Annotated in this window: 32 protein-coding genes and 1 riboswitch; of the genes, 17 read left to right on the top strand and 15 right to left on the bottom strand. The window is 71.6% G+C overall.

The window, feature by feature from the left end:
- Positions 1–7: 7 nt before the first annotated feature.
- Positions 8–466 carry a RipA family octameric membrane protein gene (locus AC1DP1_RS01525; RefSeq protein WP_477505334.1) on the bottom strand — a complete coding sequence of 153 codons (459 nt, stop codon included), beginning with the start codon at positions 464–466 and terminating at the stop codon, positions 8–10.
- Positions 463–888, bottom strand: coding sequence for a TIR domain-containing protein (locus tag AC1DP1_RS01520; protein WP_477505333.1), 426 nt, complete (start codon positions 886–888; stop codon positions 463–465). The genes AC1DP1_RS01525 and AC1DP1_RS01520 overlap by 4 nt, the downstream gene beginning before the upstream one ends.
- A gap of 204 nt (positions 889–1,092) precedes the next feature.
- On the opposite strand from AC1DP1_RS01520, the gene AC1DP1_RS01515 reads away from it, so the two are divergent.
- Positions 1,093–1,542 (top strand): hypothetical protein, encoded by a 450-nt coding sequence (locus AC1DP1_RS01515; protein ID WP_477505332.1) that lies wholly within the window; start codon positions 1,093–1,095, stop codon positions 1,540–1,542.
- 295 nt (positions 1,543–1,837) lie between these two features.
- Here the strand turns inward: AC1DP1_RS01515 and AC1DP1_RS01510 are convergent, their stop codons facing one another.
- Positions 1,838–3,124 carry a nucleotide disphospho-sugar-binding domain-containing protein gene (locus tag AC1DP1_RS01510; RefSeq protein WP_477505331.1) on the bottom strand — a complete coding sequence of 429 codons (1,287 nt, stop codon included), beginning with the start codon at positions 3,122–3,124 and terminating at the stop codon, positions 1,838–1,840.
- Between the two features lie 13 nt (positions 3,125–3,137).
- Positions 3,138–5,249: a glycosyltransferase gene (locus AC1DP1_RS01505; RefSeq protein ID WP_477505330.1), complete on the bottom strand. Its 2,112-nt coding sequence runs from the start codon at positions 5,247–5,249 to the stop codon at positions 3,138–3,140.
- Positions 5,250–5,399: 150 nt separating this feature from the next.
- Between AC1DP1_RS01505 and AC1DP1_RS01500 the strand changes: the two genes are divergently transcribed.
- The 3 genes from AC1DP1_RS01500 to AC1DP1_RS01490 all read left to right on the top strand — a co-directional run bounded on the left by AC1DP1_RS01500 (position 5,400) and on the right by AC1DP1_RS01490 (position 7,506).
- Entirely contained in the window at positions 5,400–6,098 is a 699-nt protein-coding gene (locus tag AC1DP1_RS01500; RefSeq protein WP_477505329.1) for a type 1 glutamine amidotransferase domain-containing protein, read from the top strand.
- A gap of 125 nt (positions 6,099–6,223) precedes the next feature.
- Positions 6,224–7,000, top strand: coding sequence for a hypothetical protein (locus AC1DP1_RS01495; RefSeq protein ID WP_477505328.1), 777 nt, complete (start codon positions 6,224–6,226; stop codon positions 6,998–7,000).
- Positions 6,997–7,506 (top strand): RDD family protein, encoded by a 510-nt coding sequence (locus AC1DP1_RS01490; RefSeq protein WP_477505327.1) that lies wholly within the window; start codon positions 6,997–6,999, stop codon positions 7,504–7,506. The genes AC1DP1_RS01495 and AC1DP1_RS01490 overlap by 4 nt, the downstream gene beginning before the upstream one ends.
- Positions 7,507–7,516: 10 nt before the next feature.
- Here the strand turns inward: AC1DP1_RS01490 and AC1DP1_RS01485 are convergent, their stop codons facing one another.
- Positions 7,517–8,086: a TerD family protein gene (locus AC1DP1_RS01485; protein ID WP_477505326.1), complete on the bottom strand. Its 570-nt coding sequence runs from the start codon at positions 8,084–8,086 to the stop codon at positions 7,517–7,519.
- Positions 8,087–8,137: 51 nt separating this feature from the next.
- Here AC1DP1_RS01485 and AC1DP1_RS01480 point away from each other — a divergent pair, with 51 nt between their 5' ends.
- Positions 8,138–8,620, top strand: coding sequence for a GNAT family N-acetyltransferase (locus AC1DP1_RS01480; RefSeq protein ID WP_477505325.1), 483 nt, complete (start codon positions 8,138–8,140; stop codon positions 8,618–8,620).
- A 7-nt stretch (positions 8,621–8,627) separates the two neighbouring features.
- Here the strand turns inward: AC1DP1_RS01480 and AC1DP1_RS01475 are convergent, their stop codons facing one another.
- The 3 genes from AC1DP1_RS01475 to AC1DP1_RS01465 are packed head-to-tail and all read right to left on the bottom strand — an operon-like array spanning position 8,628 to position 10,772.
- Positions 8,628–9,500 carry an ABC transporter substrate-binding protein gene (locus tag AC1DP1_RS01475; protein WP_477505324.1) on the bottom strand — a complete coding sequence of 291 codons (873 nt, stop codon included), beginning with the start codon at positions 9,498–9,500 and terminating at the stop codon, positions 8,628–8,630.
- 9 nt (positions 9,501–9,509) lie between these two features.
- On the bottom strand, positions 9,510–10,025 hold the full coding sequence (locus tag AC1DP1_RS01470) for a putative immunity protein (RefSeq protein ID WP_477505323.1): 516 nt from the start codon (positions 10,023–10,025) through the stop codon (positions 9,510–9,512).
- 36 nt (positions 10,026–10,061) lie between these two features.
- On the bottom strand, positions 10,062–10,772 hold the full coding sequence (locus AC1DP1_RS01465) for an excalibur calcium-binding domain-containing protein (RefSeq protein WP_477505322.1): 711 nt from the start codon (positions 10,770–10,772) through the stop codon (positions 10,062–10,064).
- Positions 10,773–11,026: 254 nt separating this feature from the next.
- Between AC1DP1_RS01465 and AC1DP1_RS01460 the strand changes: the two genes are divergently transcribed.
- Complete coding sequence (locus AC1DP1_RS01460) at positions 11,027–11,443, top strand: HIT family protein (protein WP_457191496.1); 417 nt, start codon at positions 11,027–11,029, stop codon at positions 11,441–11,443.
- Between the two features lie 10 nt (positions 11,444–11,453).
- On the opposite strand, the gene AC1DP1_RS01455 is transcribed toward AC1DP1_RS01460, so the two are convergent.
- Positions 11,454–12,518 (bottom strand): phosphatase PAP2 family protein, encoded by a 1,065-nt coding sequence (locus AC1DP1_RS01455; RefSeq protein ID WP_477505321.1) that lies wholly within the window; start codon positions 12,516–12,518, stop codon positions 11,454–11,456.
- A gap of 93 nt (positions 12,519–12,611) precedes the next feature.
- Between AC1DP1_RS01455 and AC1DP1_RS01450 the strand changes: the two genes are divergently transcribed.
- From AC1DP1_RS01450 to AC1DP1_RS01440, 3 genes are all read left to right on the top strand, one after another.
- On the top strand, positions 12,612–13,379 hold the full coding sequence (locus AC1DP1_RS01450; RefSeq protein ID WP_477505320.1) for an SDR family NAD(P)-dependent oxidoreductase: 768 nt from the start codon (positions 12,612–12,614) through the stop codon (positions 13,377–13,379).
- 108 nt (positions 13,380–13,487) lie between these two features.
- Positions 13,488–13,694: riboswitch (cyclic di-AMP (ydaO/yuaA leader) on the top strand.
- Between the two features lies 1 nt (position 13,695).
- A complete protein-coding gene (locus AC1DP1_RS01445; RefSeq protein WP_477505319.1) occupies positions 13,696–14,256 on the top strand; it encodes a C40 family peptidase in 561 nt (186 codons plus the stop codon).
- Positions 14,257–14,419: 163 nt separating this feature from the next.
- Positions 14,420–15,445, top strand: a complete 1,026-nt coding sequence (locus AC1DP1_RS01440) for a DUF3048 domain-containing protein (RefSeq protein WP_477505318.1) — start codon at positions 14,420–14,422, stop codon at positions 15,443–15,445.
- On the opposite strand, the gene AC1DP1_RS01435 is transcribed toward AC1DP1_RS01440, so the two are convergent.
- The gene (locus tag AC1DP1_RS01435) at positions 15,429–16,073 is read right to left on the bottom strand and encodes a TetR/AcrR family transcriptional regulator (protein WP_477505317.1); all 645 of its coding nucleotides are present in this window, start codon (positions 16,071–16,073) and stop codon (positions 15,429–15,431) included. The genes AC1DP1_RS01440 and AC1DP1_RS01435 overlap by 17 nt on opposite strands.
- Before the next feature lie 71 nt (positions 16,074–16,144).
- On the opposite strand from AC1DP1_RS01435, the gene AC1DP1_RS01430 reads away from it, so the two are divergent.
- The 4 genes from AC1DP1_RS01430 to AC1DP1_RS01415 are packed head-to-tail and all read left to right on the top strand — an operon-like array spanning position 16,145 to position 19,448.
- Positions 16,145–16,699 (top strand): YqgE/AlgH family protein, encoded by a 555-nt coding sequence (locus AC1DP1_RS01430; protein WP_457191484.1) that lies wholly within the window; start codon positions 16,145–16,147, stop codon positions 16,697–16,699.
- A gap of 23 nt (positions 16,700–16,722) precedes the next feature.
- Positions 16,723–17,010 (top strand): DUF3039 domain-containing protein, encoded by a 288-nt coding sequence (locus AC1DP1_RS01425; protein WP_191196396.1) that lies wholly within the window; start codon positions 16,723–16,725, stop codon positions 17,008–17,010.
- Complete coding sequence (locus tag AC1DP1_RS01420) at positions 17,007–18,785, top strand: DEAD/DEAH box helicase (RefSeq protein ID WP_477505316.1); 1,779 nt, start codon at positions 17,007–17,009, stop codon at positions 18,783–18,785. Before AC1DP1_RS01425 ends, AC1DP1_RS01420 begins: the two co-directional genes overlap by 4 nt.
- Before the next feature lie 27 nt (positions 18,786–18,812).
- Positions 18,813–19,448 (top strand): IclR family transcriptional regulator, encoded by a 636-nt coding sequence (locus AC1DP1_RS01415; protein WP_457191480.1) that lies wholly within the window; start codon positions 18,813–18,815, stop codon positions 19,446–19,448.
- Here AC1DP1_RS01415 and AC1DP1_RS01410 read toward each other — a convergent pair.
- Positions 19,441–19,914: an Lrp/AsnC family transcriptional regulator gene (locus AC1DP1_RS01410; RefSeq protein ID WP_457191478.1), complete on the bottom strand. Its 474-nt coding sequence runs from the start codon at positions 19,912–19,914 to the stop codon at positions 19,441–19,443. The two genes, AC1DP1_RS01415 and AC1DP1_RS01410, sit on opposite strands and share 8 nt — an antisense overlap.
- 81 nt (positions 19,915–19,995) lie before the next feature.
- On the opposite strand from AC1DP1_RS01410, the gene hppD reads away from it, so the two are divergent.
- The 4 genes from hppD to AC1DP1_RS01390 all read left to right on the top strand — a co-directional run bounded on the left by hppD (position 19,996) and on the right by AC1DP1_RS01390 (position 23,197).
- Positions 19,996–21,228, top strand: a complete 1,233-nt coding sequence (gene hppD / locus AC1DP1_RS01405; RefSeq protein WP_477505315.1) for a 4-hydroxyphenylpyruvate dioxygenase — start codon at positions 19,996–19,998, stop codon at positions 21,226–21,228.
- Between the two features lie 260 nt (positions 21,229–21,488).
- On the top strand, positions 21,489–22,121 hold the full coding sequence (locus AC1DP1_RS01400) for a DUF2975 domain-containing protein (RefSeq protein WP_477505314.1): 633 nt from the start codon (positions 21,489–21,491) through the stop codon (positions 22,119–22,121).
- The gene (locus AC1DP1_RS01395; protein ID WP_477505313.1) at positions 22,121–22,387 is read left to right on the top strand and encodes a helix-turn-helix domain-containing protein; all 267 of its coding nucleotides are present in this window, start codon (positions 22,121–22,123) and stop codon (positions 22,385–22,387) included. The genes AC1DP1_RS01400 and AC1DP1_RS01395 overlap by 1 nt, the downstream gene beginning before the upstream one ends.
- 12 nt (positions 22,388–22,399) lie before the next feature.
- Positions 22,400–23,197 (top strand): hypothetical protein, encoded by a 798-nt coding sequence (locus AC1DP1_RS01390; RefSeq protein ID WP_477505312.1) that lies wholly within the window; start codon positions 22,400–22,402, stop codon positions 23,195–23,197.
- On the opposite strand, the gene AC1DP1_RS01385 is transcribed toward AC1DP1_RS01390, so the two are convergent.
- From AC1DP1_RS01385 to AC1DP1_RS01370, 4 genes are read right to left on the bottom strand one after another with little or no spacing between them, the layout of a single operon-like run.
- On the bottom strand, positions 23,194–23,571 hold the full coding sequence (locus AC1DP1_RS01385) for a hypothetical protein (protein ID WP_477505682.1): 378 nt from the start codon (positions 23,569–23,571) through the stop codon (positions 23,194–23,196). The two genes, AC1DP1_RS01390 and AC1DP1_RS01385, sit on opposite strands and share 4 nt — an antisense overlap.
- 54 nt (positions 23,572–23,625) lie before the next feature.
- Complete coding sequence (locus tag AC1DP1_RS01380; RefSeq protein WP_477505311.1) at positions 23,626–23,937, bottom strand: hypothetical protein; 312 nt, start codon at positions 23,935–23,937, stop codon at positions 23,626–23,628.
- Positions 23,904–24,419 (bottom strand): MFS transporter, encoded by a 516-nt coding sequence (locus tag AC1DP1_RS01375; RefSeq protein WP_477505310.1) that lies wholly within the window; start codon positions 24,417–24,419, stop codon positions 23,904–23,906. Before AC1DP1_RS01375 ends, AC1DP1_RS01380 begins: the two co-directional genes overlap by 34 nt.
- Positions 24,416–24,868: a MarR family winged helix-turn-helix transcriptional regulator gene (locus tag AC1DP1_RS01370; protein WP_477505309.1), complete on the bottom strand. Its 453-nt coding sequence runs from the start codon at positions 24,866–24,868 to the stop codon at positions 24,416–24,418. Before AC1DP1_RS01370 ends, AC1DP1_RS01375 begins: the two co-directional genes overlap by 4 nt.
- Between the last annotated feature and the right edge of the window lie 84 nt (positions 24,869–24,952).

The following is a 24,952-nucleotide window of genomic DNA, read 5'->3' as shown; positions in this document are numbered from 1 at the left end:
GGTGTCCTCACCCGCACGCGATCGAGGCGGTGAGGGACAGGTTCACGAGGCCAAACAGTACGGGGATCACACGCTCGACCGTACCTAGTTCGGCGTAGCGAGGACGCCAACCCGGAACCGGGTCGCGCCTGAGCTCAGACCACTCGTCGGCGAACGGTTGTACCGGCAGCATTCGCTCGAGATCGTTGATGACCTTGAACTTCGCGCGATTCAGGTCCCGATAGCTGCGAAGGAGCAAGAACCAAGTGCACGACGTGATGAGGCCAACGATTGTGATTGCAACCAGGAACCGGTCGTCAACAGCAGGTGTGCGTCCCGCGAGGAAGCCCAGCGCAGCGACGAGCGCCCCTTGGATCGTTACGAAGTAGGCGTTCGCGCTGGCTCGACGAGCTGAGACTCGATCCGCCATGTCCACGCTCATTTTGTAGATCTCGAGTACCCGGGGGTCGGGGTCGCCCTCCTTCATCGGCCGCCCTCCACCAAGATCTTGAGGTTGTCCCAGGTCCACTTGTACAACTTGTCGCCACTCAACGCGGTGGTCGGCTTGGAGTTGCCGCCCTCCTTGTAACCAGCAAGCAAGAAGTAGGGCCTTCCCAAGGCTTGGGCGATAGCAACTTCCTTCGCGACGCCAGTCGCAGTGTGGGTGTGCTTACCGCAGATCACGGCGACGGTCGAGGATGCACTGATACGGCGGCGGGCTTCCGCTTCCCAACCCGGCGAGGCCACCTTGATAGACCAGTCTGCGATCTCGAAAGGCGAGTCGGGAAGTCTGGACTGTCCTACGAGGGCTTCCTTCAAGAAGGCGTCGTGATCGTAGTCGTAGCTGATGAAGACGCGTCTTGCCATTGCGAAGCTCCTATGCGGGATGTAGTCGACGGTCGAGGACATCGTTCACTACGCCACCGACAGCATCCTGGTTTCCGCGCCATCTTGCGGCGAATCACACGGAGCGACGTACCTGACGTGGAGGTGTCGCCGCTCGGGCTCTCAGGAGAGGGCACGGCTGAATCATGAGGCGGGACGCAGCCGGTGGTACTTCGAGAAGGCCCGTAAGGTGTCGATGTGGGAACTTTCAAGGATTCGGGACCGGCTGTGAGCAACGCCGCCACTGACGTTGACGAGCTGATCAAGTACCTCGACAAGAAGCCACCGTACGAGGCGATTGGCAAAGTTGTCGTGGCGTCGGCCGAACTTGAGCTGAATCTCATCGGCCTCGCGCTTCAACTTGGCATCGATCCAAAGAAGGCGTGGTACCGCGACAAGCGAGCGAAGTTTCTTCGCTCGACAGCTCATCTCCCGGCAGACGTCCTGGACCGCATCGAGGCCACCGCAGAAGGGCGTGATCTGCTGTCGCACGGGGTGTGGCTGAACCTGTTCGCGCGAGGACAGGCTTTCGTTCGGCCCGACAAGGAAACCCTCGGCGAAAACCTGCGCGGTCGCCTTGTAGAGGAGGACCAACTCCAGGGCTGGCACGAGGAACTCGTACGTTTGAATGGCTTGGTTGAAGCGGCGCGCCAGCAGACGAGCTCCCCGCCTTCGTGATGGATTCGGGCACGCTCCCTCTTGAGGGGGTCGTGTCGTGCCTCGAGCGCGGTCACCCCACTAGGCCGCCCCTCGCCTCATCTGCCGTGTGCAAAGTTGGAACATCGCGTGTGCCGGGGAGGCGCTTCGGGTTGTCCGGGGCCTCCATCCACGCGTGAACAGCGATTTCGGGCAAGCCCTCACTCGCACACAGCCCTCTTGAACGAAAGCCGCTCCGACATCCGTCGGAGCGGCTTTCGTGCTCTGTCTGCGGGCGGATACGACAACCGATGTGTACGCACGCCTCCATGGGTGTTCAATCGAGCAGGGCCGCGCGGGCCACGTCGCGGCCCGGTGCCCGGCGTAGCCCCTCGCCGATCGAGCGGGCAAGCTCCGGGGCAGGGCCGTCGAGGACTGCCCGCACGGCGGTACCCAGGTCCGCGGACGTGATCACGTTGGGGTCGAGCGCTGTTCCCAGCCCGGAGGCCTCGATCGCCGCCGCCCCCGCGAACTGGTCGGTGGAGAACGGCAACACCACCATCGGCACCCCGGCGGTGAGCGCCTCCGTCACGCTGTTGTTGCCGCCGTGGGTGACCAGCAACGCCGTCCGTTGCAGCACGGCGACCTGCGGCAGGTAGGGACGCATCAGCCAGTCCGGCGGGACGTCCGGCAGGCCGGTGGCCGAACCGGTCGCCACCGCGACCCGAAGGCCGAGGGGGCGAAGGGCGTCCAGCACCGTCGCCAGCACATCCCCGCGCGCCGAGAGGAAGCTGCCGAAGCTGACGTAGACCACCGGCCGATCGTCGGCGGCGAGCCAGTCCTGGACGTCGTCGGCCGCCGGCTCGGCCCGCACGGCAGAGCCGAGGAACGCGTGCGGCGGCAGCAACGCCGTGCGTGCCGGGTCGTGCAGGGCCGCCGGGTAGTTCAGCATCAGCAGGTCACCGTGCTCGGCGAACGCGTCCACCGACGGCGTGGCACCGGGTGCCAGCACGTGCAGGGCGGCGTTCCACTCCACAGTGAAGGCGTCCCTGACGTCGCGGCACAGCCGGTGCAGGTCGGCGAGCTCGGACTCCGGCGCGGTGAAGGCCGCCGGCCAGGCGGGCGGGTAGCCGTACACCTCGTCGCCGACCGGCAGCGCGGACGGGTGGCCGAGCACGACATCGGCGTACGGGACGCCCGCCACGGCGAGCGCGAGGCGGGCGCTGAACGCCAGGTGGTCGACGATCACCTGGTCGGGCTGCACCCGCTCGACGACGTCCATGACGGCCCGAGCCCGGTCCACGGGCTCCCACAGCAGATCGGCGCGACGTGCCTCTGCCTGGTAGCGCAACGTCGCCACCATGCCGTGCCGGGTGGCGGCGAAGAAGCCACGGAGCGCGGCGTCCTCGCCGGGTGGTTGCTGTTCGGCCCGGATGACCCCGGGGTTCGAGCCCCGGCCCAACACCAGATCGACACGGTCGAAGCCGAACCCGGCGACGATGCCGGCGGTCGCCGGGCCGGTCGCCACCACCACCGGCTCGCCGGCGTCCCGCCAGGCCGTCGCGACAGTCGCCAACGGCAGCAGGTGCGAGGCGTAGTCCGGACTGATCACCAACAGCGTCATGCGCGCAACGCTGTCACGAACGACCCGCCGTACGGGCGGCACCGGCGTAGATCGCGCTCAGCCTGTCGGCCATGGCCTGCACGGTGAAGTCGGCTCTGATCCGCTGCAGGGCCCGGTCCATCCGCTCTTCCTGGACCGGCGCCGTGGCGAGGTCGAACGCGGCTCGCATCCCGCGGGCCACCTCGTCGGGCCGGCGGGTGTCGACGAGCACGCCGGTCACCCCGTCATCGATGTACGTCGCGGGTCCGCCGGCTGCTGGACCCACCACCACCAGCCCGGAGGCCAGGGCCTCCAGCAGCGCGAGGCCGAACTCCTCCTTGAGGCTGCTGCACACGTACACCCCCGCCGGCCCGATGCCGCCCGCCCTGCCCGCCCGCGCGGTCGCCAGCCAGACCGCCACCACGTCGTTGGGGCGGTGGCCGGGCATCAGCAGACCCTCGGCGGCCGCGGGGAACCGCGACAACACCTCGGCGATCCGGTCGAGCTGCTCGCGTTCGTCCGGGGAGGGATCGGCCAGGTCGCCACCGACGATCAGCAGGTTGGACCGCCCGGCCAGCTCGGCATCGCCGGCCCACGCCTCGACCAGGGTCGCCATCCCCTTGACCCGGTGCAGACGTCCCACGCTGATCACCAGCGGCAGTCTGCGGCGGTGCTCGGGCAGCGTGGCGACGAGCGCGTCGAGCTCGGCGAGTGCCGGGCCGGGCGGTCCGGGCCGCTGCAACGCAGCGGCGGCCGCGGCACTCACCCGCAGGTCGACGCCCTCCGGCACCACGGTGAACCGGCCGGGCTGCCCGGCAACGTCGAGGCCGAGCAGCTCACGCATGTCGTGCTGCAGCTCGGGGCGGGGGAAGAGGGCGATGTGTGCCGAGTCCTCGGCCAGTCGCTGCACCAGGCGGGCACGGAACCAGTAGTGCTCTCGCTCGTCCTCGGTGCCGAAGTTGCCCCGGTGCAGGCCGCCGGTCATGTCCAGCGCATGGATGACCGCGTGCGGGTCGGGCGCGAGGGTGAACACCACCGGGATGCCCAGCTCGCGGGCCACCTCAGACGCCGCCAGGCTGCCGACCTCCGCCATTCGCAGGTGCAGCACGTCGGCGCGGTGCGCCCGTAGCACGCGGCGAATCCCGCGTTCCGCCGCGACCCGCGACGGCCAGGCCTGCGCGGCGGAGACAGCCTCGGTGAGCAGGGGGACGGGAGTCAGCAGGTGCCCCTCGGCGGGGGTCAACCCGTGCAGGGCGGCGCGAGCGGTGCCGCGGGAGATCGTGAGCACCTGCCCGACACCGGGCTCGGCCGCCAGCGCGTCACCCAGCCGCACCAGCAGCGTGGCAACGCCGCCGTTGTCACCGGCGCCGGCGCGGCTGAGGTCACGATCGATGTCGGCGTGCAGGAAGAGCTGAGCGACGGTCAGGCCGGACGGAGTCCGGTCTCGCTCGACGACGTCGATGCCCAGGTCGATCGCGGCAAGCCGCGCCACGGTTCCCAGGTCCCCGTCGGCAGTGCTGAGGTGACGGACCAGCGCGACCGCGGCGGCGTCGGCCGGGCGGTCACCCAGGGCGGCGACGGCGGTCATCCGGACCGTCGGGTCCTCGCCGGGGTCGCCGGCGAGCTGGAGCAGCGCGCGGCCGGCGTTCGGATCCGGCACCAGGCCGAGTGTCTCGACCAGCCTGCTCCGGACGGTCGGACCGGCCGCTTCGGCGAGCGCGTCCTCGATGGCAAGGGCGACCTGCTGCGGAGCGGCCACGGCCCAGCGGGCGAGCGTGCGCTGGCCGAGCATGCCGGAGAATGCGCCGTCCACGACGACATCCACCAGCCTGCCGATCGCGTCGAGGCGTGGCAGCCGGGCCCCGAGCGCCCAGCTCGCGTGCTCGCGCAGGAACGGGCGGGGGTGCGACAGCAGCTCGGACAGGACGGCGTCGGCCCCGTCGTCGCACACCTGCGCGAGGGCGTGCACGGCCGCCACCGCGGTCAGCTCGTCGCGCTCGTCGATCACCGCGGCGAGCAGCCGCACCGGTTGCGGTCCGCCCTCGCTGCCGGCGGCGGCCGCGAGGCGGTCCCCGCTGCGCAGCACGTCGACCACGAACGGGGCCTGCTGGACCTCGTCCAGGGTGTGCCGAAGAGAGAGTGCCACGGTGCGTGTTCGGCGCCGGCACCACATCGGATTGGGTGCTGATTCCGCCGGGGTGGGTGGTCACACCGCCGAGAGAGCCGACCACCTCGTGGGTAGCGTCGTGAAGGGGCGCCGTACGGCGCCCACGCCCCCGAATCGAGGAGTACTGACGTGCCGAAGATCTTGATCGTGCTGACCGGCTCCGACCACTGGACGCTCACCGACGGGACCAAGCACCCGACCGGTTTCTGGGCCGAGGAGCTGCTGTCCCCCTTGGAGGTGTTCTCCCACGCCGGGATCGACGTCGACCTCGCCAGCCCCGAGGGCAGCACGCCGGTGGTCGACGAGGGCAGCCTCGCCCCGGACGCCATCGGCGAGGAGGAGTCGGCGAAGCAGCGCAAGGACCTCGACGCCCTCGCCGGCCGGCTCGAGTCGACCCTGGTCCTGGCCGATGTCGACCTCGACTCGTACGACGCCGTCTTCGTGCCCGGCGGCCACGGCCCGATGGAGGACCTCGCTGTCAGCGACGACCTCGGCCGCATCCTGGTGACCATGCTCGACGGCGGCAAGGTCGTCTCTTCGGTCTGCCACGGCCCGGCCGGTCTCCTTCCGGCCAGGCGCGCCGACGGGTCCTGGCTGTTCGCCGGCCGCAACCTGACCGCCTTCACCGACGCGGAGGAGGAACAGGCCGGGCTCGCCGACAAGGCGCCCTGGCTGCTGGAGTCCCGCCTGCGCGAGGCCGGCGCGACCTTCTCCTCGGGAGATTCATGGGCGCCGTTCGTGGTCGTCGACGACAAGCTGGTGACCGGCCAGAACCCGGCGTCCAGCACCGAGGCCGCGCAGAAGGTCGTCGGACTGCTCACGTCCTGATCACACCAGTGAGACCTCCCTGCCACGCACGTCCGGCAGGGAGGTCTTTCGTCGTTCCCGGCCGAGCGGGTCACTCATCCCGAACGGGGGAAGCGGCAACGGCGGCGCAGCAGCAGTCTGGGGAGATGACACGACTGGCGCAGACGCCGCGAGTGCCTGTCGAGGGTGCTGTGCTGCAGGAGCCACAGCTGGCCCTCGACGTCGCTCTGGGAGTGGCCGGTGCCGTCGTCGGCACGGGCGCGGCGCTGGGCCGTGCCGTCGTGGGCCTGCCCCTCCTGCACCAGCGGGTGCTCTGGCGCCCCGGCTTCGTCCCCGAGCGCTGGCAACCGGCGACGCTGCTCGACGACGCGGCCCGACACGGCGCGGCTCGCCGCGACGAGATGCTGCGAGCGGCGCAGACGCTGCTCGACCACTGGACGCCCGTCATCGTGGAGCGGGTGGTCTCCCACCTGGACCTGACCGGACTGGTCCTCCGCCACGTCGACCTCGACGACGTCGTACGTGCGGTGGACATCGAGGCGGTCGTCGACCGCGTCGACGTGGACGCGATCGTGAAGCGGGTCGACCTCGACGCGGCCGTGGCGGGCGTCGATCTCGACGCGGTCGTGGCAGGCGTGGACCTCGACGCAGCGGTGGCCGGCGTCGACATCGACGCGATCGCCGGGAGGCTCGACATCGATGCCGTGATCGATCGGATCGACCTCGTCGCGATGGTCCAGGAGGTGATCGACGCCATCGACCTGCCCGCCATCATCCGGGACTCGTCCGGCTCGATGGCGTCGGAGACCATCCGCGGCGCGCGGATGACCGGGATCTCGGCCGACGAGGCCCTCAGCAGGAGCCTGGAGAACCACCTGTTCCGTCGCCGCCGCAAGCGCGCCACCCCGGCGGACCCGCCGTGACCGAGCCGGAGATGGTGAGCGTCCCCCGCGAGGCGCGCTCCTACCAGGGGACCAGCGCCGGGGTCGTCACGCGTCTGGCAGCAGGCATCGTCGACGTCCTCCTGGTCGCCGTGGCACTCGCCGGGTCGTACGCCGCCTTGGCGGCGCTCCGGTTCGTGCTGGAGCCGCGCGACTTCCGCATGCCCGACCCCTCGCTCCTGTGGGTCGTCATCGCCTTCTTCGCCTACCTGGTGCCGTACCTGACGGTCACGTGGTGGATGGCAGGTCGCAGCATCGGCGACCACCTCTGGGGGATCCGGGTGACCTCCCGGAACGGCGGTCAGCTGGGGCTGGTCCGGGCGTTCGCGCGAGCAGCGATGTGCGCGGCGTTCCCCGTGGGGCTGCTGTGGTGCGCGGTCGATCGCGACCGTCGGGCGATCCACGACCTCGTGCTGCGCACCTCGGTGATCTACGACTGGATGACGCATCCCTCGGCGCGATGGGGAGGACGTCCAGCAGCCGACTGAGGACCTGTCGTCACCGCACGAAGGGAACGAGCGCCTCGATCGAGTCCGTCGGCGTCTTCAACGCGATGCCGGTCCCGATCGGGCGGAGCTTCCACACCGGGCCGTCGCGGAACAGCTTGGCCATGATGAGCCCCGTCTCGCGGACCCCGAGCGTGAGCGTGAAGCGGGCGAGCTCGGTGCCGTCGTGGTGGACGAGGCGGCAGTAGGCGTTGCGGATGAACTCCAGCGAGTGGCCCTGGTAGCTGCTGACCATGAACAGGATCGTGTCCACCCGCGGGTAGACGCGACCGAGGTCCACGGTGATCACCTCGTCGTCACCCTCGCCCTTGCCGGTGAGGTTGTCGCCGAGGTGCACCACGGAGCCGTCACGGGTGGCGAGGTTGTTGAAGAACGCCAGGTCGAAGAACTGGTCGCCGGCGAACTGCACGGCCGAGGCGTCGAGGTCGATCGGCGGTGCTCCGCTACTGATGAAACCGGCCGTGGGGGAGTGGTCCCAGCCGACGGCCATCTGCACCGTGGTCAGGCTCGACCCGTCCTCGGTGGTGAGGGCGAGCTCCTGCCCCTTGGCCAGCTCGATCACGGGTCGCTCCTCCGGTCGTCGTAGACGTTCCGAACGTACAGGATGGGCGGCGTGATCGACCCCGCTGCGATCCGCATCGCCCCTCTCACGCGCGAGCACGCCGAGGACCTCGCCACCTGGCGCTACGACCCGCCGTACGACGTCTACGACCTCACCGGCGCGGACCCCGACGAGCTGCTCCACCCGGCCCTCGGTTTCCACGCGGTGCTCGCGGGGGAGCGCCTCATCGGCTTCCGCTCGTTCGGGCCGGACGGGCAGGTGCCGGGGTGGGAGTACGACGACGCGGCGCTCGACACGGGCGGCGGGCTGCGGCCCTCGCTCACGGGGCAGGGTCTCGGTCGTGCGGTGATCGGGGCCGGGCTCGCGTTCGGTCGCGCCACCTGGGCGCCGCCGGCGTTCCGCGTGACGGTGGCGTCGTTCAACACGCGTGCGCGCCGCACCGTCGAGTCCCTCGGGTTCGAGCGGGTCGGGTCGTTCGCTGCGCGCCGGGACGGGCGGCAGTTCGACGTGCTGGTGCGTCCGGAGAGCGGTTGACCAGCCGTCAGACCTGGCGGGCGTGCGCCGACGGCGCGACCGCCTGAGGGTGCAGGATCCCGGCCAGCGCCTCGACGCCGTCGACCAGACGCGGCCCCGGGCGGGCGAAGTGTCCGTCGGCGTCGACGGCCCACACCGGCACGCCGGGGAACCGGTCGCGCACCTCCTTGGCGAGCGTGACGCCACCCTCGAGGTCGAAACCGCACGGCGCGCAGACCACGACGTCCGGCTCGGAGGCGACGGCGTCGTCCCAGGTGATGCGGCTCGACCTCGTGCCGGCGACGCCGAGGGTGGGCTCGCCGCCGGCGCGGGCGACCATCTCCGGGATCCAGTGCCCGGGCGCGAAGGGCGGGTCGGTCCACTCGAGCACCAGCACGCGCGGCCGGTCGAGGCCGGCGACGGCCTCGGCGACGGTGGCGAGGCGTGCCTTGATCTCGATGACCAGCTCGGTCGCCTTCCCGTCGCGGCCGGTGATGCGCCCGAGCTCGGTGATCGACGCCAGCACGTCGTCGAGGGTGTGCGGGTCGATCGTCGCCACCTCGGCGCGGCAGCCGAGGAAGCCGAGCGCCTCGTCGACGGTGCCGACGTCCACCGCGCAGACAGCGCAGAGATCCTGGGTGACGACGAGGTCGGCGTCGAGCTCCGCGAKGGCGTCGGCGTCGAGGCGGTAGAGGTCCTCGCCCGCCGCAAGGGCCGCACCGACGAAGTCGTCGACCTCCTTCGGCCCGAGCCCCTCCGGCATCGCCGAGGTCGAGACCACGCGCCGCTCGCGGGCGGCCGGTGGGTGGTCGCACTCGAAGGTGACGCCCACGACGTCGTCACCCGCCCCGACCGCGAACAGGATCTCGGTGGCGGAGGGGATGAGCGAGACGATGCGCATCGGGCGACCCTAGTCGTCGAAGACGTCCCAGCAGATCGCGTTGCGGCGGCGCTGGTCCTCGACCACCAGGTCGCGCACCTCGACGGGCAGCCGGTCGCGCTGCCACCGGTACTCGTCGCGACGTGCCTCCTCCTCGTGACCCGCCGGGGCGGCCGCCCCGGCGGCCTTGATGGCGTACGCCGCTGCCCCCAGGTCGTGCTCCGCGACGTGGGCGACCACCGCGGCCTGCCCGGCGGCGTACGCAGCGAAGCGCGGTGCACCCCTCAGGTCGCGAGCCGCACCCATGGCGTGCCCGCCGAGCGCGCGGGTCTGCATCATCGGCAGCTCCCCGCGCGTCCAGGCGCGGGCGGCGGCGATCGCCGCCCGCGGCCGGAGGTCGTCGGGCCGGGCGGCCTCGAAGAGCGGGAGCACGTGCTCGGCGCACTCCGCGGCCCACAGGGCGAGCCGGTGGTGGTCCTCGTCGGTCAGCGTGCCGCCGCGCCGGACGGTGACCAGGCGCGGGTCGCGCACGGCCGGCAGGATCATGGCCCGACGCTATCGCCGAGCCGGATCAGGGCGCCGTCACCAGCAGCCGCGCCACGCACCCCGCGCGTGGTCGCGGGCGTTGTCGATGGCGCGCACGTACTCGCGGTGCCGGGCGACGGGCTTGCCGCCGAAGACGTACGGCCGGGTGAAGCCGTCCCAAGCCTGACGGAACGAGAGGTCGCCGTAGCCGCCCTGGCGCTGCACGTAGCGCAGCAGCCGGCCGTAGCGGTCCTTCGCGGCCTGGGTGCGGTCGGACACGAGGTGGACGGTCGAGCCGACCGGGGCGAGCCTGCGGAGGTTGGCGGTCGCGTCGTTCGCGCCGCAGCGGCCTCGCTCGGGGGTGTCGATGCCGAGCATGCGCACGGAGACCTGCGACCCGCCGCGCAGCCGGACGTGCAGGGTGTCGCCGTCGACGACACGGACGACGTTGCCGGTCTCGCGGTAGGTCCGGGGTCCCTGCTGGGCCTGGGTCTGGTTGCTGCCGGTGTCGGCGAGCTGCTGCGGCGCGGTGTTGCCGCGACCGATGCACGGACAGGGATTGGACTCGCACGCGACACCGTCGCCGTCGTCGTCGAGGCGGTGCGGGTCGCCGCCGCCGGCGTTCAGGAAGAAGTTCTGGGCGGCGGCCTGGCTCGCGAAGTCGCCGCAGTCGCGGTCGATGACGGCAGAGGCGGGCGCCGGAGCCGAGAAGCCGAGGCCCAGGGCGACGAGGGCGAGAGCGAGCGCGCGGACGAGCTGGTGGTGCATGTGTTCCCCCACGGGATATCGGTGGTGCTGACACTGAAGGTTCACACCGAAGGGGCCGGCGCGTCGGTGGATCGGGCGAAGTCTCCTCCCGTCAGGTGAAGTACAGATCGCCGCCCCGAGAACCGCCTCTGGGGAACGAGGCGCAGGCCGGTGGGGGGCTCGCGGCTGCATCTGGTTCCCCACGCGCAGGCTACGACCCGCGCCGCGATCGTGGCGGCGCACGTGTGGGGGGAGCCCGTGGCACCATCCGTGACGTGGACGGATGCGTGTTCTGCCAGATCATCTCGGGCGAGGTGCCCGGTCACCTCGTGCTGGAGACCGACGACCTGGTGGCGTTCCTCGACACCCGGCCGGTCTTCAAGGGGCACGTCCTGCTCGTGCCGCGCACCCACCTCGAGACCCTCCCGGACCTCCCCGCGGGACAGCGCGACGGGTTTCTCGCGGCGGCCCAGCGGCTCGCGACGGCGGTCAAGGACGCCCTCGGCGCGCAGGGGTCGTTCGTGGCGATCAACAACACGGTCAGCCAGTCCGTCCCGCACCTCCACCTCCACGTGGTCCCGCGCACCAAGGGCGACGGGCTGCGCGGCTTCTTCTGGCCCCGCACCAAGTACGCCGACGGCGAGGCAGCGGCGTACGCCGATCGCCTGAGGGTGGCGCTCATCGACGGGTGAGGACGGTGGCTCAGCCGCGTCGGCCGGGGAGGGCCTCGACCTCGTGCGACACGTCGGTCGCGGTGCGGAACGCCCACGGTTCGTCGCGACGGCGCAGCGGGTTGCCAGTGGCCTTGGCCGCCAGCACGAAGGCAGCGGCGCCGACGAGGAAGCCGGCGAGCACGTCCACGAAGAAGTGCCACCCCAGGTAGACCGTCGCCACGCAGGTGAGCGCGAGGAACACCCACGCTGGGACCCGGATCGCGACGGGCAGCCTCATCTGTTCCGCCATGAGGCAGATGGTGAACATCACGGCGACGTGCAGGGACGCGAAGGCCGCGATCGTCTGCACCGTGCCGGTGTCCCAAGGCCCCGCCAACACCTCGATGCGGTCGGCGAGCAGCATCTCGCTGACCGAGGTGTTGGGGGTGTGCGGCAACGAGGCGAACCACTCGGGCGAGGAGTAGACGGGTCCGAGGGACGGCACGGTGAAGTAGAGGGCCGCGCCCAGGCACCAGTCCAGTGAGATCGCCGTGACGTACCACGCACCGGCGGGCGAGCGGCGCGTCCACACCAGCGCGATCGCCAGGCTGGCCGGCACCAGTCCGATCCACACGAGGTAGACCCCCGCCATCACCCAGTTGGCCCACGACGTCCCCAGGGTGTGGTGGAGGACGACCGCCGGGTCGTGGCCGAGCCACAGCACGCGGTCGATCCGGGCGAGCTGGGAGTCGGCCAGCCGGTCGGTGACGAACGGGACGTAGCTCTTGAGGTTGCGGAACGCGACGTAGGCGACGTACCACGTGACGAGCCCGCTCGCCGTGAAGAGGATCTGGTCGCGGTTCCACCGCTCGACGAGCACCGTCCGGAGGGCGACGCGTGCGGCCGTGCCGCCGCGCCGGACGAGCAGCACCCACCGCGCGGCGATGTCGAGCGCGACCGCCGAGGCGACGATGACCGGCAGCCGGAACCAGGTCGGCAGGGACGCCCCGTCGGGATCGCGCAGCGGGAGGTGATGGGTCCACGCGACCAGCGCTGCCAGCGCGGCCATCACGGCCGCGACCACGGCCGCCGCTCGGAACTCCCCCCGACCCATGGGTCCACCGTAGCGACCCCCGGCCGCGGTGGACCGGACCAGAGCGAGCGGTAACCTCGGCCGGACATCTCACCTCGACCTTCAGGAGTCCTCATGGGTCGCTACGACCGCCGTGTCGCCGTCATCACCGGAGCAGCCCGAGGCATCGGCTTCGGCATCGCGCAGCGCCTCGCGAGCGAGGGCGCCTCGATCGCGGTCCTCGACCTCGACGAGGCCGCCGCCCAGGAGGCTGCCGGCCGGCTCGAGCTCGCCGACGGTGCCCGCGCTGTGGGCATCGGCTGCGACGTCGTCGACGCGGCCGCCGCCGAGGCCTCCGTGCAGCGGGTGGTCGACGAGCTCGGCGGTATCCACGTGCTGGTCAACAACGCCGGCATCACGCGCGACAACCTGCTCTTCAAGATGACCGAGGAGGACTGGGACCTCGTGATGAACGTCCACCTCAAGGGCGTCTTCAACATGACCAAGGCCGCTCAGTCCCGCTTCGTGGAGCAGAAGTACGGCAAGATCCTCAACCTGTCGAGCGTCTCCGCGCTCGGCAACCGCGGCCAGGCCAACTACTCGGCGGCCAAGATGGGCGTCCAGGGCCTCACCCGCACGCTCGGCATCGAGCTCGGCCCCTTCGGCGTCACCGCCAACGCCATCGCGCCCGGGTTCATCGCCACCGAGATGACCGACGCCACCGCGCGCCGCCTCAAGATGGAGCCCGAGGAGCTGCAGCGGCTCAACGCCGAGGCGACGCCCGTGCGGCGCGTCGGGCAGCCCGAGGACATCGCGGCCGCGGCCGCGTTCCTGTGCAGCGACGAGGCGTCGTTCATCACCGGTCAGACGCTGTACGTCGACGGGGGCCGCAAGCTCGGCTGAGCGCGGTCCGGGCGTGATCCCGGCCACGCCCCACGCTCGGGGACGTGGCCGGTTTTGCGTCCCTTGGGGTCGTCTGTCACCTTGGATGGCGGTCGAGAGACCCAACCGTCCCGGACTACGCCGAGTCCTGCCCGGCCGGGACGACCCCCGAGACACACCGGGGCAGGAGTGGGGGACCCACAGGTTCCACCGCCGGTCATCGACCGGCTCGGGGCGAAGCCGCCAGCCTCCCAGCAGCACCACGGGAGCACGGTGGCAGGGCACTTTCCAGCCCTAGCCCGACAGCTCACCTCACAGGCGTGGGAAAGGAACATCCATGCCTGCGACCCCTCGTAAGGCGCGAGCCCTCGCGCTCGCCCTCGCCGGGCTCGGCATCACCGCATCGACGATGAGTGCCATGCCCGCAACCGCCGCCACTGGCGGCAGCACCTCCGACAACGCCTCCACCACGACCACCGCGAAGAAGACGCAGAGGACGGCCCCCGTCAGCGCCAAGCGTCGGGTGGCCAACCGCGTGCTCACCGCACGCGACATCGCCATGCGCCAGCGCGGCGACGCCTACGCGTACGGCGCCGCCGGCCCGGACCGCTTCGACTGCTCCGGCCTGGTGAAGTACAGCTACAGCCGCGCCGGCCTCTCGCTGCCTCGCACGTCGAGCGCCCAGGCGGGACAGGCTCGCCGCATCGCCAAGAAGGACATGCGCTCCGGCGACCTGATGTTCTTCTACGGCAGCGGCGGGGTCTACCACGCCGCGATCTTCCTGCGCTGGTCGCGCGGGCACGCCGTGATGGTGCACTCCCCGGGCTCGGGACAGCGCGTACGCGTCGCCGTCCCGTGGACGTCCGCCTGGTTCGCCGGGACCGTCCGCCGCGCCTGATCGGCGCCAGCCTCCGGGTGACAGGCCCGGATTGGTAGGTACTTCCTGCTGATCTACCCTGTGGCGCGCCTTCCCCGWTCGGGGAGGGCGCGCCTCCAGACTTTCCAGAGAACCGCCAGACCCGAGCCCCCGGCTCGACACCCCCGCTCGATCGGAGCTCCCCGTGCGTCACCGTCGCCACCTCTCGTCGCCCCGTGCGATCGTCGCCACCCTCGCGGCGGCCACGCTCCTCCTCGCCGGCTGCAGCGGCGGGGACGACGACCCCGCCCCGAGCGCCTCCGCGTCGTCCGAGCCGACCAGCTCGGAGACGACCGAGGCGCCGCCGGAGCCGACGTACTGGCCCCTGACCGGTCTCGAGCGCAAGGGCGACGCACCCCGGCACCCCGTCGTCGTCACCAAGGTCGACAACACGTCCTCCAGCGCCCCGCAGGTGGGTCTGGGCTCGGCCGACCTCGTCGTCGAGGAGCTCGTCGAGGGCGGCTACACGCGCCTCGCGGCGTTCTACTACTCCCAGGTGCCCGCTGCCATCGGCCCGGTCCGCTCGATGCGCGCCAGCGACATCGGCATCGTGCCCGACGGCGCCACAGTGGTCACCAGCGGCGCCGCTCAGGTCACGCTCAACCGCATCAAGGGCGCCGGCATCCCGTGGATCACCGAGGGCGCGGCCGGTGTCTACCGCGAGACGTCGCGCTCGGCGCCCTACAACCTCTTCGCCCGGCTCGGCGACATCTCCAAGCGCCTCAAGGCCGAGGAGGAGCCGCCCCCCTACCTCCCGTGGGGCGACGAGGCCGACCTGCCGAAGGGCGCGAAGGCCAGCACGCTCACTGCCGACTTCGGTGCCCACTCCACCAGCTGGCAGTTCCAGCAGGGCGGCTACGTCAACACCGACTCCTACGCCGCTGAGGGCGACCAGTTCCCGGCCGACTCCGTGCTCGTGCTGCGAGTACGCGTCGGCGACGCGGGCTACCGCGACCCGGCCGGCTACCCGGTCCCGGAGACCAAGTTCGAGGGCAAGGGCGCTGCGCTGCTCTTCCACGGCGGCCGTGTCGTGAAGGGCACGTGGACCAAGGACGGCCTGACCGGCGCGATCGAGCTCTCCACCAAGGGCGGCGACCTCACCGTGCCCGCCGGCCACGTGTGGGTGGAGCTCGTCCCGGCCGTCAACGGCAACGTCACGTTCGCGAAGTAGTCCCCGGCGCCAGCGCGCCGGCGCCTTCGTCGAGGAGGCGCTGGAGCCCGGCCAGGATGACGCCGATCGCCGTCTCGACCCGCAGGGCCGCGGCGGCGGGGTCGTCGCTGACGGCGACCGAGCCTCCCGCGGCCGACATGGCGCCGAAGAAGATGCGGGTGAAGGTGTCGAGCATCGCGTCGTCGAGGTGGCGTCCCTCGGCGGTCAGCACCGAACGCACGATCTCGTCGACGAGGGCGTACGTCGAGCGCTCCTCCTGCTCGCGGTAGCGCTCGTGGCCGAGCACCGAGGGACCGTCGGAGACGACGACCTGGCGGTAGGCCGGCTCCTGGACCGCCTCGAGGAAGGCCCGCATCCCGGCCTGCGCCTTGTCCCACGGGTCCGGGTGCCCCGCTGCCGCGTCGGCGATCCCCGTCGTCGCCCGGGACTGCACCCGCTCGAAGGCCGCCTCGAAGATCGCCTGCTTGCCGCTGAAGTGGTGGTAGAGCGCGCCCTTGGTGACGTCGGCGCCCGCGGCGATGGCGTCCAGCGACGTGGCGGAGTAGCCGTGCGCGGTGAAGAGGCGCTCGGCGACCTCGACGAGCGCCTGCTTGGTCGCCTCGGAGTAGCGCTGCCGCCGGGTCTCCATGGATCGCAGCCTAGGTGACCCCGGCTCGCGCGGGTGGTGTGTCGCACCGAGGGGTCGGCCATAGTGGATCCATGCAGCTCGCTTCGGGGATGTTGCTGGTGGCGACGCCGGCGCTGCAGGACCCCAACTTCGCCGACACGGTCGTGCTGCTGCTCGACGTCACGGAGGAGGGCGCCCTCGGCGTCGTCCTCAACCGCCCCTCCCAGATCCTGGTCGCCGACGTCCTCGAGCCGTGGCGCGACGTGGTCGCGGAGCCGGAGGTGCTGTTCCGCGGGGGACCGGTCGGGACGGACGGCGCCCTCGCGGTCGGCGCGCTGCGCGACCCCGGCGACCCGCCCGTCGGGTGGCGACCGGTCGCCGGGCTGCTGGGGATGGTCGACCTCGACACCCCGACCGAGCTCGTCGACGGCACCCTCCGCGCGATGCGCGTCTTCGCCGGCTATGCCGGCTGGGGCGAAGGCCAGCTCGACGGCGAGGTCGAGGAGGGCAGCTGGTACGTCGTCACCAGCGAGGCCGCCGACGCGTTCCGCGACGACCCGGGCGGCCTGTGGCGCGACGTGATGCGCCGGCAGCCCGGCATGCTCGCCTGGCACGTGAACCGCCCCGTCGATCCCGACATGAACTAGTCCTCGCGTTAGGCTTGCCCATCATGAGCACCATCGGATTCTCCCCGGGCACCCAGACGATCGAAGAGCGTCAGACCGTCCCGACGGACGAGGGTGACCACGAGCGGTTCTCGCACTACGTGCCGAAGGACAAGCTCACCGAGGCGATGGTGATGGGCACCCCCGTGATCGCGCTCTGCGGCAAGGTGTGGGTGCCTTCGCGGTCCCCTGAGAAGTACCCGGTCTGCCCGGAGTGCAAGGAGATCTGGGACTCGATGAATCCGGGCAAGTCCGGCGGCAACGGCTCTGACGGCTCGGGTCCCGAGGCGTGACGGGGCGGCCTGACGCGCCGCTGCCTCCCGCGTGGCCCGACCGGGCCGCCTGGGGCACCGCGCCCTCCCTCCGCGCCTGGCAGCAGGCGGCGGTGGACCACTACCAGTCCCGCCAGCCGCGCGACTTCCTCGCGGTCGCGACCCCCGGCGCCGGCAAGACCACCTTCGCGCTGACCGTGGCGGCCGACCTGCTCAGCCGTCGCATCGTCGACCGGATCACGGTCGTGGCGCCCACCGAGCACCTCAAGACCCAGTGGGCCGAGGCCGCGGCCCGGGCCGGCATCCCGATCGACCCGACCTACTCCGCGGGCAAGGGCCGGACGTCCGACGACTACGTCGGGATCGCGGTGACCTACGCGGGTGTCGCGGTCAACCCGCTCGCGATGCGGATCCGCACCGAGCGGTTCAAGACGCTGGTGATCCTCGACGAGATCCACCACGCCGGCGACGCGCTGTCGTGGGGCGAGGGCGTCCGCGAGTCCTTCGACCCGGCCACCCGCCGGCTCGCGCTGACGGGAACGCCGTTCCGCTCCGACATCAACCCGATCCCGTTCGTCACCTACGCCCCCGGCGACGACGGCATCCCCACCTCGTCGGCCGACTTCACCTACGGCTACGCCCACGCGCTCGCCGACCACGTGGTCCGCCCGGTGCTCTTCATGGCCTACTCCGGCGAGATGCAGTGGCGCACCCGCGCCGGCGACGAGATCGTCGCCCGGCTCGGCGAGCCGCTGACCAAGGACATGCACGCCCAGGCGCTGCGTACGGCCCTCGACCCGCGCGGGTCGTGGATCCCCGCGGTGCTGGAGGCGGCCGACCGGCGCCTCTCGGAGGTACGCCGCCACGTGCCCGACGCCGCCGGCCTGGTCATCGCCGGCGACCAGGAGACCGCCCGCGCCTACGCGGCGCTGCTGAAGAAGATCAGCGGCGAGACCCCGACCGTGGTGCTGTCGGACGAGAAGGGCTCCTCGAAGAAGATCGAGAAGTTCACCCACTCCGAGCAGCGCTGGATGGTCGCGGTCAGGATGGTGTCCGAGGGCGTCGACGTGCCGCGCCTGGCCGTCGGGGTCTGGGCGACGACGGTCTCGACGCCGCTGTTCTTCGCGCAGGCCGTCGGCCGCTTCGTGCGCGCCCGCTCGCGCGGCGAGACCGCGTCGGTGTTCCTGCCGTCGGTGCCGCACCTGCTCGAGTTCGCCTCCGACATGGAGGCGCAGCGCGACCACGTGCTGGGCCGCCGGGTCAACGACGAGGACGACATCTTCGCCGCCGAGGAGGGCCTGCTCGCCGCGGCCAACGCCGAGGACGCCGCGTCCGGCGAGCTCGAGATGTCGTGGGAGGCGCTGGGCTCCACCGCGTCGTTCGACCACGTGCTCTACGAGGGCGCGCAGTTCGGCCACTCCGGCGAGGTGATGGCCGGCTCGGAGGAGGAGATGGACTTCCTCGGGATCCCCGGCCTGCTCGAGGCCGACCAGGTGCGCGAGCTGCTGCACTCGCGGCAGAGCGAGCGCGCCCGCAAGCAGAAGGCAGACGGTGTCGGCGACCGCGTCGTCGACTCGGTGCAGGAGCTCAGCACGCACCAGCAGCTCGGCGTGCTCCGGCGCGAGCTCAACGGCCTCGTCGCCGCCTGGCACCACCGGACCGGCCAGGCCCACGGCATCACCCACAACGCGCTCCGCAAGGAGTGCGGCGGGCCGCCGGCGGCCGTCGCCAATGCCGAGCAGCTGCACGAGCGGATCAACCGGATCCGCGAGTGGGCCGTGCGCAAGACCTCCTGAGCCTGGATCCGCTGCCATAGTGGCCCTGTGCCCACCGAGACCTCGCAGACGCTCGACCGCGGACTGCGCGTCCTCCGCGTGCTGGCCGAGAGTCCCGAGGGCCTGACGGTCACCGAGCTTTCGAGCCGTCTCCAGGTCAACCGCACGGTCGTCTACCGGCTGATCAGCACCCTCGAGCAGCACGGGCTGGTCCGCCGCGACGCGCGCTCCCGGCTCTTCGTCGGGCTCGGCGTGCTGCACCTGGCCAGCGGCGTGCAGCCCCTCCTGCGCGACCTCGCCATGCCGGTGCTGCGCGGGCTCGCGGAGTCGCTGGGCTCGACCGCCCACCTCACCGTGGCGGACGGGGAGGAGGCGCTCGCACTGGCCGTCGTCGAGCCCTCGTGGACCGACTTCCACGTGTCCTACCGGGTCGGCGCCCGCCACCCGCTGACGCAGGGCGCGGCCGGCAAGGCCATCGGGCTGGTGGAGCAGGACGAGGCGGCGTACGCCGTCACGAGCGGCGAGCTGCAGACCGGCGCCCGCGGCCTGGCCGCCCCCGTGCGGGGCGTCGAGGGCCTCCGCGCCAGCGTCGGCGTCGTGACGCTCGACGGCGCCATCGACGAGGACGTCGTGGCGCCCCAGGTGATCGCCGCGGCGGCTGCCGTCGCCGAACGGCTCAGGTGACCGCCGCCCGCGCGAGCGGGACCACCCGGTAGGGGATCTGCGTGGCCAGCGCGATGACGGTCGTCGAGCGGTCGATGCCGGGCTCGGTGAGCACCAGGTCGATGACCCGCTGGAGGTCGGCGTTGGAGCGCGCGACGACGCGGGCCCACATGTCGCCGGCGCCGGTGATCGTGTAGGCCTCGAGCACCTCGGGGATGCCGGCGAGGTGGGCGGCGACGGCGTCGTGGCCGCCGCGGTCGGCCGAGCCCTGGCGGATCTCGAGGGTGAGGAAGGCGGTGACGGGATACCCGATCGCCTCGGGGGAGAGGTCCGGTCCCCACCCGGTGATCACCCCGGCCGACACGAGCTTGTCCAGCCGCGCCTGGACGGTGCCCCGGGCGATGCCGAGCCGTCGGCTCGCCTCGAGCACGCCCAGCCGCGGCTCGGTGGCGAACAGATCGATCAACCTGCCGTCGATCGCGTCCATGAGTGCCCCTCGACTGTGCAACTTGTCCGACGTTTCGACGTACTGTTGCACACGTTGCCGCAACTGGGCAGGGTTCGCCCCATGACGACTGACATCGCCTCGACCGGCGGCGCCCTGACCGTGGACGAGATGAAGGCCGACCTCTCGCTCGAGCAGCTGCGCCAGCTCGTCGGCCTCGTGGAGTACGACGCCGACGCCGACCCGTTCCCCGTGACCGGGTGGGACGCGATCTGCTTCGTGGTCGGCAACGCCACCCAGGCGGCCCACTACTACGCCTCGGCGTGGGGGATGGATCTCATCGCCTACTCCGGCCCCGAGAACGGCAACCGCGACCACAAGTCCTACGTGCTCAAGTCCGGCTCCATCAAGTTCGTCGTGAGCGGTGCCGTCGCGCCCGACAGCGACCTCATCGCCCACCACTCCCGTCACGGCGACGGTGTCGTCGACATCGCCCTCGAGGTCCCCGACGTCGACCAGTGCATCGCGCAGGCCCGCAAGGCCGGCGCGACGGTGCTCGTGGAGCCCGAGACCGTGGCCGACGAGCACGGCAAGGTCCGCGTCGCCGCCATCGCGACCTACGGCGAGACCCGCCACACGCTGGTGCAGCGCACCGTCGACGGCGAGACGTACGCCGGTCCCTACCTTCCCGGTTACGTGAACGTCGAGCCGCGCTGGGAGAAGAAGGACGGCCAGCCCAAGCGCCTGTTCCAGGCCCTCGACCACATCGTCGGCAACGTCGAGCTCGGCCGGATGGACGAGTGGGTCACCTTCTACAACAAGGTGATGGGCTTCGTGAACATGGCCGAGTTCATCGGTGACGACATCGCCACCGACTACTCCGCGCTGATGTCGAAGGTCGTCGCCAACGGCAACCACCGCGTGAAGTTCCCGCTCAACGAGCCCGCGATCGCGAAGAAGAAGTCGCAGATCGACGAGTACCTCGAGTTCTACAACGGCCCCGGCGCCCAGCACCTCGCCGTGGCGACCGGCGACATCCTCGCCAGCGTCGACGCGCTCCGCGCCAACGGCGTCGAGTTCCTCAACACGCCCGACTCCTACTACTCGGACCCTGAGCTGCGCGCCCGCATCGGCGAGGTGCGCGTCCCGATCGAGGAGTTGCAGAAGCGCGGCATCCTCGTCGACCGCGATGAGGACGGCTACCTCCTCCAGATCTTCACCAAGCCCCTCGGCGACCGGCCCACCGTGTTCTTCGAGCTCATCGAGCGCCACGGCTCCCTCGGCTTCGGCAAGGGCAACTTCAAGGCACTGTTCGAGGCCATCGAGCGCGAGCAGGACGCCCGCGGCAACCTGTGACGTGACGCCAGGCTGACGGCCACCCGAGCGGTGTCCCACCCACATTCCTGAGGCACGGGAGGTGGCTGGGGCACCGCTCGAGCCGTCTGTCCGGCGTGTCGTCGCTCGGGCGGTGTCCCAGCCACATTCGACGTACGCGGGATGTGGCTGGGGCACCGCTCGGCGTACGTCGTTGCGCCGCGCCGCCCATTGACGTATCGAAAAACGATGCCCTATCGTTTGTCGACACCATCGTCTTTCGATAAGTCAGGGGACCGGCCATGGAGGCTGCGCAGACCAACGACCCGCTCAAGGTCCTCGAGGTCCTGGTCGGGGTGGTGGTCGCCGTCATGGCGGTCCTCGCCACGCTGACCGTCGCCGGGACGGTGCTGGGCAGCGGGACGGTTCCCGGCCTGAACGCCGAGGTGTGTGCCACCGGCTCAGGCGACCAGCCGGCGTTCCGGCGGGTCGACGGGGAGTCCACCGGGCCGGTCGGGCTGGCGGACGGCATCACCTGGCGGGCCGACGAGGTACAGATCTGCGACCCCGACCCCGACGGCGCCACGCGGGCCCTCGCCGGCGCCGGCCTCGTCGTGTGGGTCGGCGGGCCGATGGCGTTCTTCGTGATGCTGTGGCGGTTCCTGCGCCGGGCGCGCCGCGAGGGCGTGTTCGCGGACCGGGTGCCGGGCCAGCTGCGCACCCTCGGCAGGATCCTCATCGCCTGGGCCGTGCTCGACTTCGTGCTCTCCGGCTGGGTCAACGCGGCCCTGCTGAACCGGATGACCGACAGTGCGCTGATCCTCACCGCGACCGTTCCGTGGCTCCCGGTGCTCCTCGGCATCGCTCTCCTGGCGCTGGCCAGCGTGATGGGGCAGGCAGTGGGGATGCGCCGCGACGTGGAGGCCACCATCTGATGGCCCGGCGCAGGCAGCAGGAGTCCCGGTCCGGTGCGGGAGTGCGGGACGACGTCGACGAGCCGCACGCCATCACGGTCCACCTCGACGAGGTGCTCGCCGAGCGCGGCATGACGCTCACCGAGCTCGCCGAGCGGGTCGGGGTCACGGTGGTCAACCTCAGCGTGCTCAAGAACGGTCGTGCCAAGGCGGTGCGGTTCAGCACGTTGACCGGCATCTGCCGGGCCCTCGACTGCCAGCCGGGAGACATCCTGCGGGTCGACTGACAGGCTGGGTCCATGATGATCCGACCGGCCGAGCTGGCCGCGATCAAGGCCGGCACGCTCGACCTGGCGTTCCGCCGGTGGGCCAAGCCGCGCGTCGTCGTCGGCACCCGGATGCGCACGGGCGTCGGGGTCATCGAGGTGACGAGCCTGGAGCAGGTCAGCATGTCGAGCCTGCGCGCGGACGACGCCCGCCGTGCCGGTGCGCCCTCGCTGGGGGCGCTCAAGAAGGCGCTGTCGGCGCGCTCGGAGGACCCCGCCTGGCGGATCGGGCTGGCGTACGCCGGTCCCGACCCGCGCGAGGCGCTGCGGGCCGCTGTGCCGGACGCCGACGAGCTCGCGACGATCACCGCCCGGCTCGACCGCCTCGACGCCGCGTCGTCGTACGGCGCGTGGACGCGCGAGACGCTCGACCTGATCGACCTCAACCCGACCGTGCGCGCTCCCGACCTGGCCGCCCGGGTGGGGCGCGAGACGGCGGACTTCAAGAAGGACGTGCGCAAGCTCAAGGAGCTCGGACTCACCGAGTCGCTCGCCATCGGCTACCTGCTGTCCCCGCGCGGCGAGGCGGTCGTCGACGCCGGCCTCCCGGCGCCGCGCCAGCGCGCACCCCGCGAGACCGGGACGCCGCTGCCGAGGAACATCGGTGCCCCCGCCACGCGCGCGCTGCGCGAGGTCGGGGTGACGACGCTGGAGCAGGTGGCGTCGTACTCCGCAGCGCAGCTCGACGCAATGCACGGCGTCGGGCCGATCGCCATCGCGCGGCTCGGCGAGGCGCTGGCCGAGCGGGGGAGCGGGTTCGCGGGCGACTAGGCCAGGTCGCCGACGAGCTCACTCTCTGCCTCGACCACGCCGTGGTGCGCCGGGTCGGAGTCGAGGGCCGCCGCGATGGTGCGCGAACCGGCGGCCACGACGACCACCCCGATCGCGACGGCGGCGGCGCCGAACCAGAACGGCGCGTGCAGGTCGACCCGCTCCGCGAGCTTCAGGGCGACGAAGGGACCGACGGCGCCGCCGGTGAAGCGGACGAAGGAGTAGGCGGCCGAGGCCACCGGCCGCTCCACCGGAGCGGCACCCATGACGGCCTCGGTCACCAGGGTGTTGGTCACGCCCAGGAAGGCTCCGGCGACCACGATGCCGGCGGTCACGACCGTCTCGTTGCCCGCGCCGATGGCCATCGCGGCCAGGTCGAGCGAGAAGAGCGCGAGGACCGCGGTGAGCGTGGGCAGGGTGCCGAAGCGTCACTGCAGCACGGGGGCGAGCCACACGGATGCGATGGCCAGCAACAGGCCCCAGCCGAAGAAGGTCCAGCCGATGCCCATGATCGAGTAGGTGGGCAGGGCGAACGGGCCGGCGGCCATGAGCGTGAAGAAGCCGAGGTTGTAGAAGATCGCGACCAGGGCGAGCAGGAGCAGCGCCCGGTGCCGCAGCGCGCGGAACGGGTCGAGCAGCGACGTACGCCGTCCGGTCGGGGGCGTTGCGGGGAGGAAGACTGCGGTCGCGACGAGGGCGACGGTCATCAGGGCCGAGACGCCGAAGAGGGCCCACGCCACGACACCTCGCCGAGGAGGCCGCCGATGAGCGGACCCGACGCGATGCCGAGGCCGAGAGCCGCCTCGAAGAGGATGATGGCCTGGCCCACCGGGCCGGCCGACGCACTGACGATCGTCGCGAGGGCGGTCGCGACGAAGAGGGCGTTGCCCAGGCCCCATCCCGCGCGGAAGCCGATCACCGCGCCCACGCTGTCCGAGAAGCCGGCCAGGGCGGCGGAGACGATGATGAGCGCGAGACCGGCGAGCAGGGTGCGCTTGGGCCCGATCCGGCTGGAGACCACACCGGTCACCAGCATGGAGACGCCCATGACGGCCATGTAGCTCGTGAAGAGCAGCGAGACCTGGCTCGGGCTGGCCTCGAGCTGCGCGGCGATCTCCTTGAGGATCGGGTCGACGAGGCCGATGCCCATGAAGGCGATGACGCACGCGAAGGCCACGGCCCACACGGCGCGCGGCTGGCGAAGGATCGACGGGCTGCTCACGGGATGTCCTCCTGGGGGTTCGGGCGGAGGATGTCGCGCATGACCGCGACGGCGGTGGCGACCTCCTCGGCGGTGTGGTGGGTGTCGGCGAGGCGGGCGGTCACCAGCTCGGCGTTGCTCCGGCGGACGCGCGCGAGCTCGGCGTGACCGGCGTCGGTGAGGTCGACGACCTGTGCCCGGCCGTCGGTCGGGTGGGGACGCCGGCTCACCAGGCCCTGCTCCTCCAGCCCCTTGACCGTGGCGGTCATGGTCGGCTGGCTGCACCGGTCGGCGACGGCGAGCGCCGTGACGCCGGACGGCCCGAGCTCGTCGAGGATCGACAGGACGCGGGCCCCGGCGGGGTGCTCGACCTCGCGGCGCACTGCGCGGGTCAGACGTGCCGACAGCACGACGAGGTCGCTCGCGAGCTCCCGGAACGCCGGATCGGGATCGAGGGGCGGAGTGGTCACTCCTCGATAGTTACATAGGAGTCCTATGTAAATCCATCACGGGACGTAGGACCCGCATCACACTGTCCCGCTCGGGTGATCGGG

This window comes from Nocardioides sp. P4_G10, from assembly GCF_056401175.1.
The sequence above is the reverse complement of the archived record's forward strand: the minus strand, read 5'-3'. Positions and strand labels throughout refer to the sequence as shown.

Coding starts and splice junctions, on each gene's coding strand:
- hppD (WP_477505315.1), top strand. CDS start 19,996: ATGACGACTGACATCGCCTCGACCGGCGGCGCCCTGACCGTGGACGAG.
- AC1DP1_RS01435 (WP_477505317.1), bottom strand. CDS start 16,073: ATGGAGACCCGGCGGCAGCGCTACTCCGAGGCGACCAAGCAGGCGCTC.
- AC1DP1_RS01395 (WP_477505313.1), top strand. CDS start 22,121: ATGGCCCGGCGCAGGCAGCAGGAGTCCCGGTCCGGTGCGGGAGTGCGG.
- AC1DP1_RS01430 (WP_457191484.1), top strand. CDS start 16,145: ATGCAGCTCGCTTCGGGGATGTTGCTGGTGGCGACGCCGGCGCTGCAG.
- AC1DP1_RS01400 (WP_477505314.1), top strand. CDS start 21,489: ATGGAGGCTGCGCAGACCAACGACCCGCTCAAGGTCCTCGAGGTCCTG.
- AC1DP1_RS01455 (WP_477505321.1), bottom strand. CDS start 12,518: ATGGGTCGGGGGGAGTTCCGAGCGGCGGCCGTGGTCGCGGCCGTGATG.
- AC1DP1_RS01470 (WP_477505323.1), bottom strand. CDS start 10,025: ATGATCCTGCCGGCCGTGCGCGACCCGCGCCTGGTCACCGTCCGGCGC.
- AC1DP1_RS01510 (WP_477505331.1), bottom strand. CDS start 3,124: ATGACGCTGTTGGTGATCAGTCCGGACTACGCCTCGCACCTGCTGCCG.
- AC1DP1_RS01465 (WP_477505322.1), bottom strand. CDS start 10,772: ATGCACCACCAGCTCGTCCGCGCGCTCGCTCTCGCCCTCGTCGCCCTG.
- AC1DP1_RS01390 (WP_477505312.1), top strand. CDS start 22,400: ATGATGATCCGACCGGCCGAGCTGGCCGCGATCAAGGCCGGCACGCTC.
- AC1DP1_RS01410 (WP_457191478.1), bottom strand. CDS start 19,914: ATGGACGCGATCGACGGCAGGTTGATCGATCTGTTCGCCACCGAGCCG.
- AC1DP1_RS01520 (WP_477505333.1), bottom strand. CDS start 888: ATGTCCTCGACCGTCGACTACATCCCGCATAGGAGCTTCGCAATGGCA.
- AC1DP1_RS01425 (WP_191196396.1), top strand. CDS start 16,723: ATGAGCACCATCGGATTCTCCCCGGGCACCCAGACGATCGAAGAGCGT.
- AC1DP1_RS01525 (WP_477505334.1), bottom strand. CDS start 466: ATGAAGGAGGGCGACCCCGACCCCCGGGTACTCGAGATCTACAAAATG.
- AC1DP1_RS01450 (WP_477505320.1), top strand. CDS start 12,612: ATGGGTCGCTACGACCGCCGTGTCGCCGTCATCACCGGAGCAGCCCGA.
- AC1DP1_RS01445 (WP_477505319.1), top strand. CDS start 13,696: ATGCCTGCGACCCCTCGTAAGGCGCGAGCCCTCGCGCTCGCCCTCGCC.
- AC1DP1_RS01495 (WP_477505328.1), top strand. CDS start 6,224: ATGACACGACTGGCGCAGACGCCGCGAGTGCCTGTCGAGGGTGCTGTG.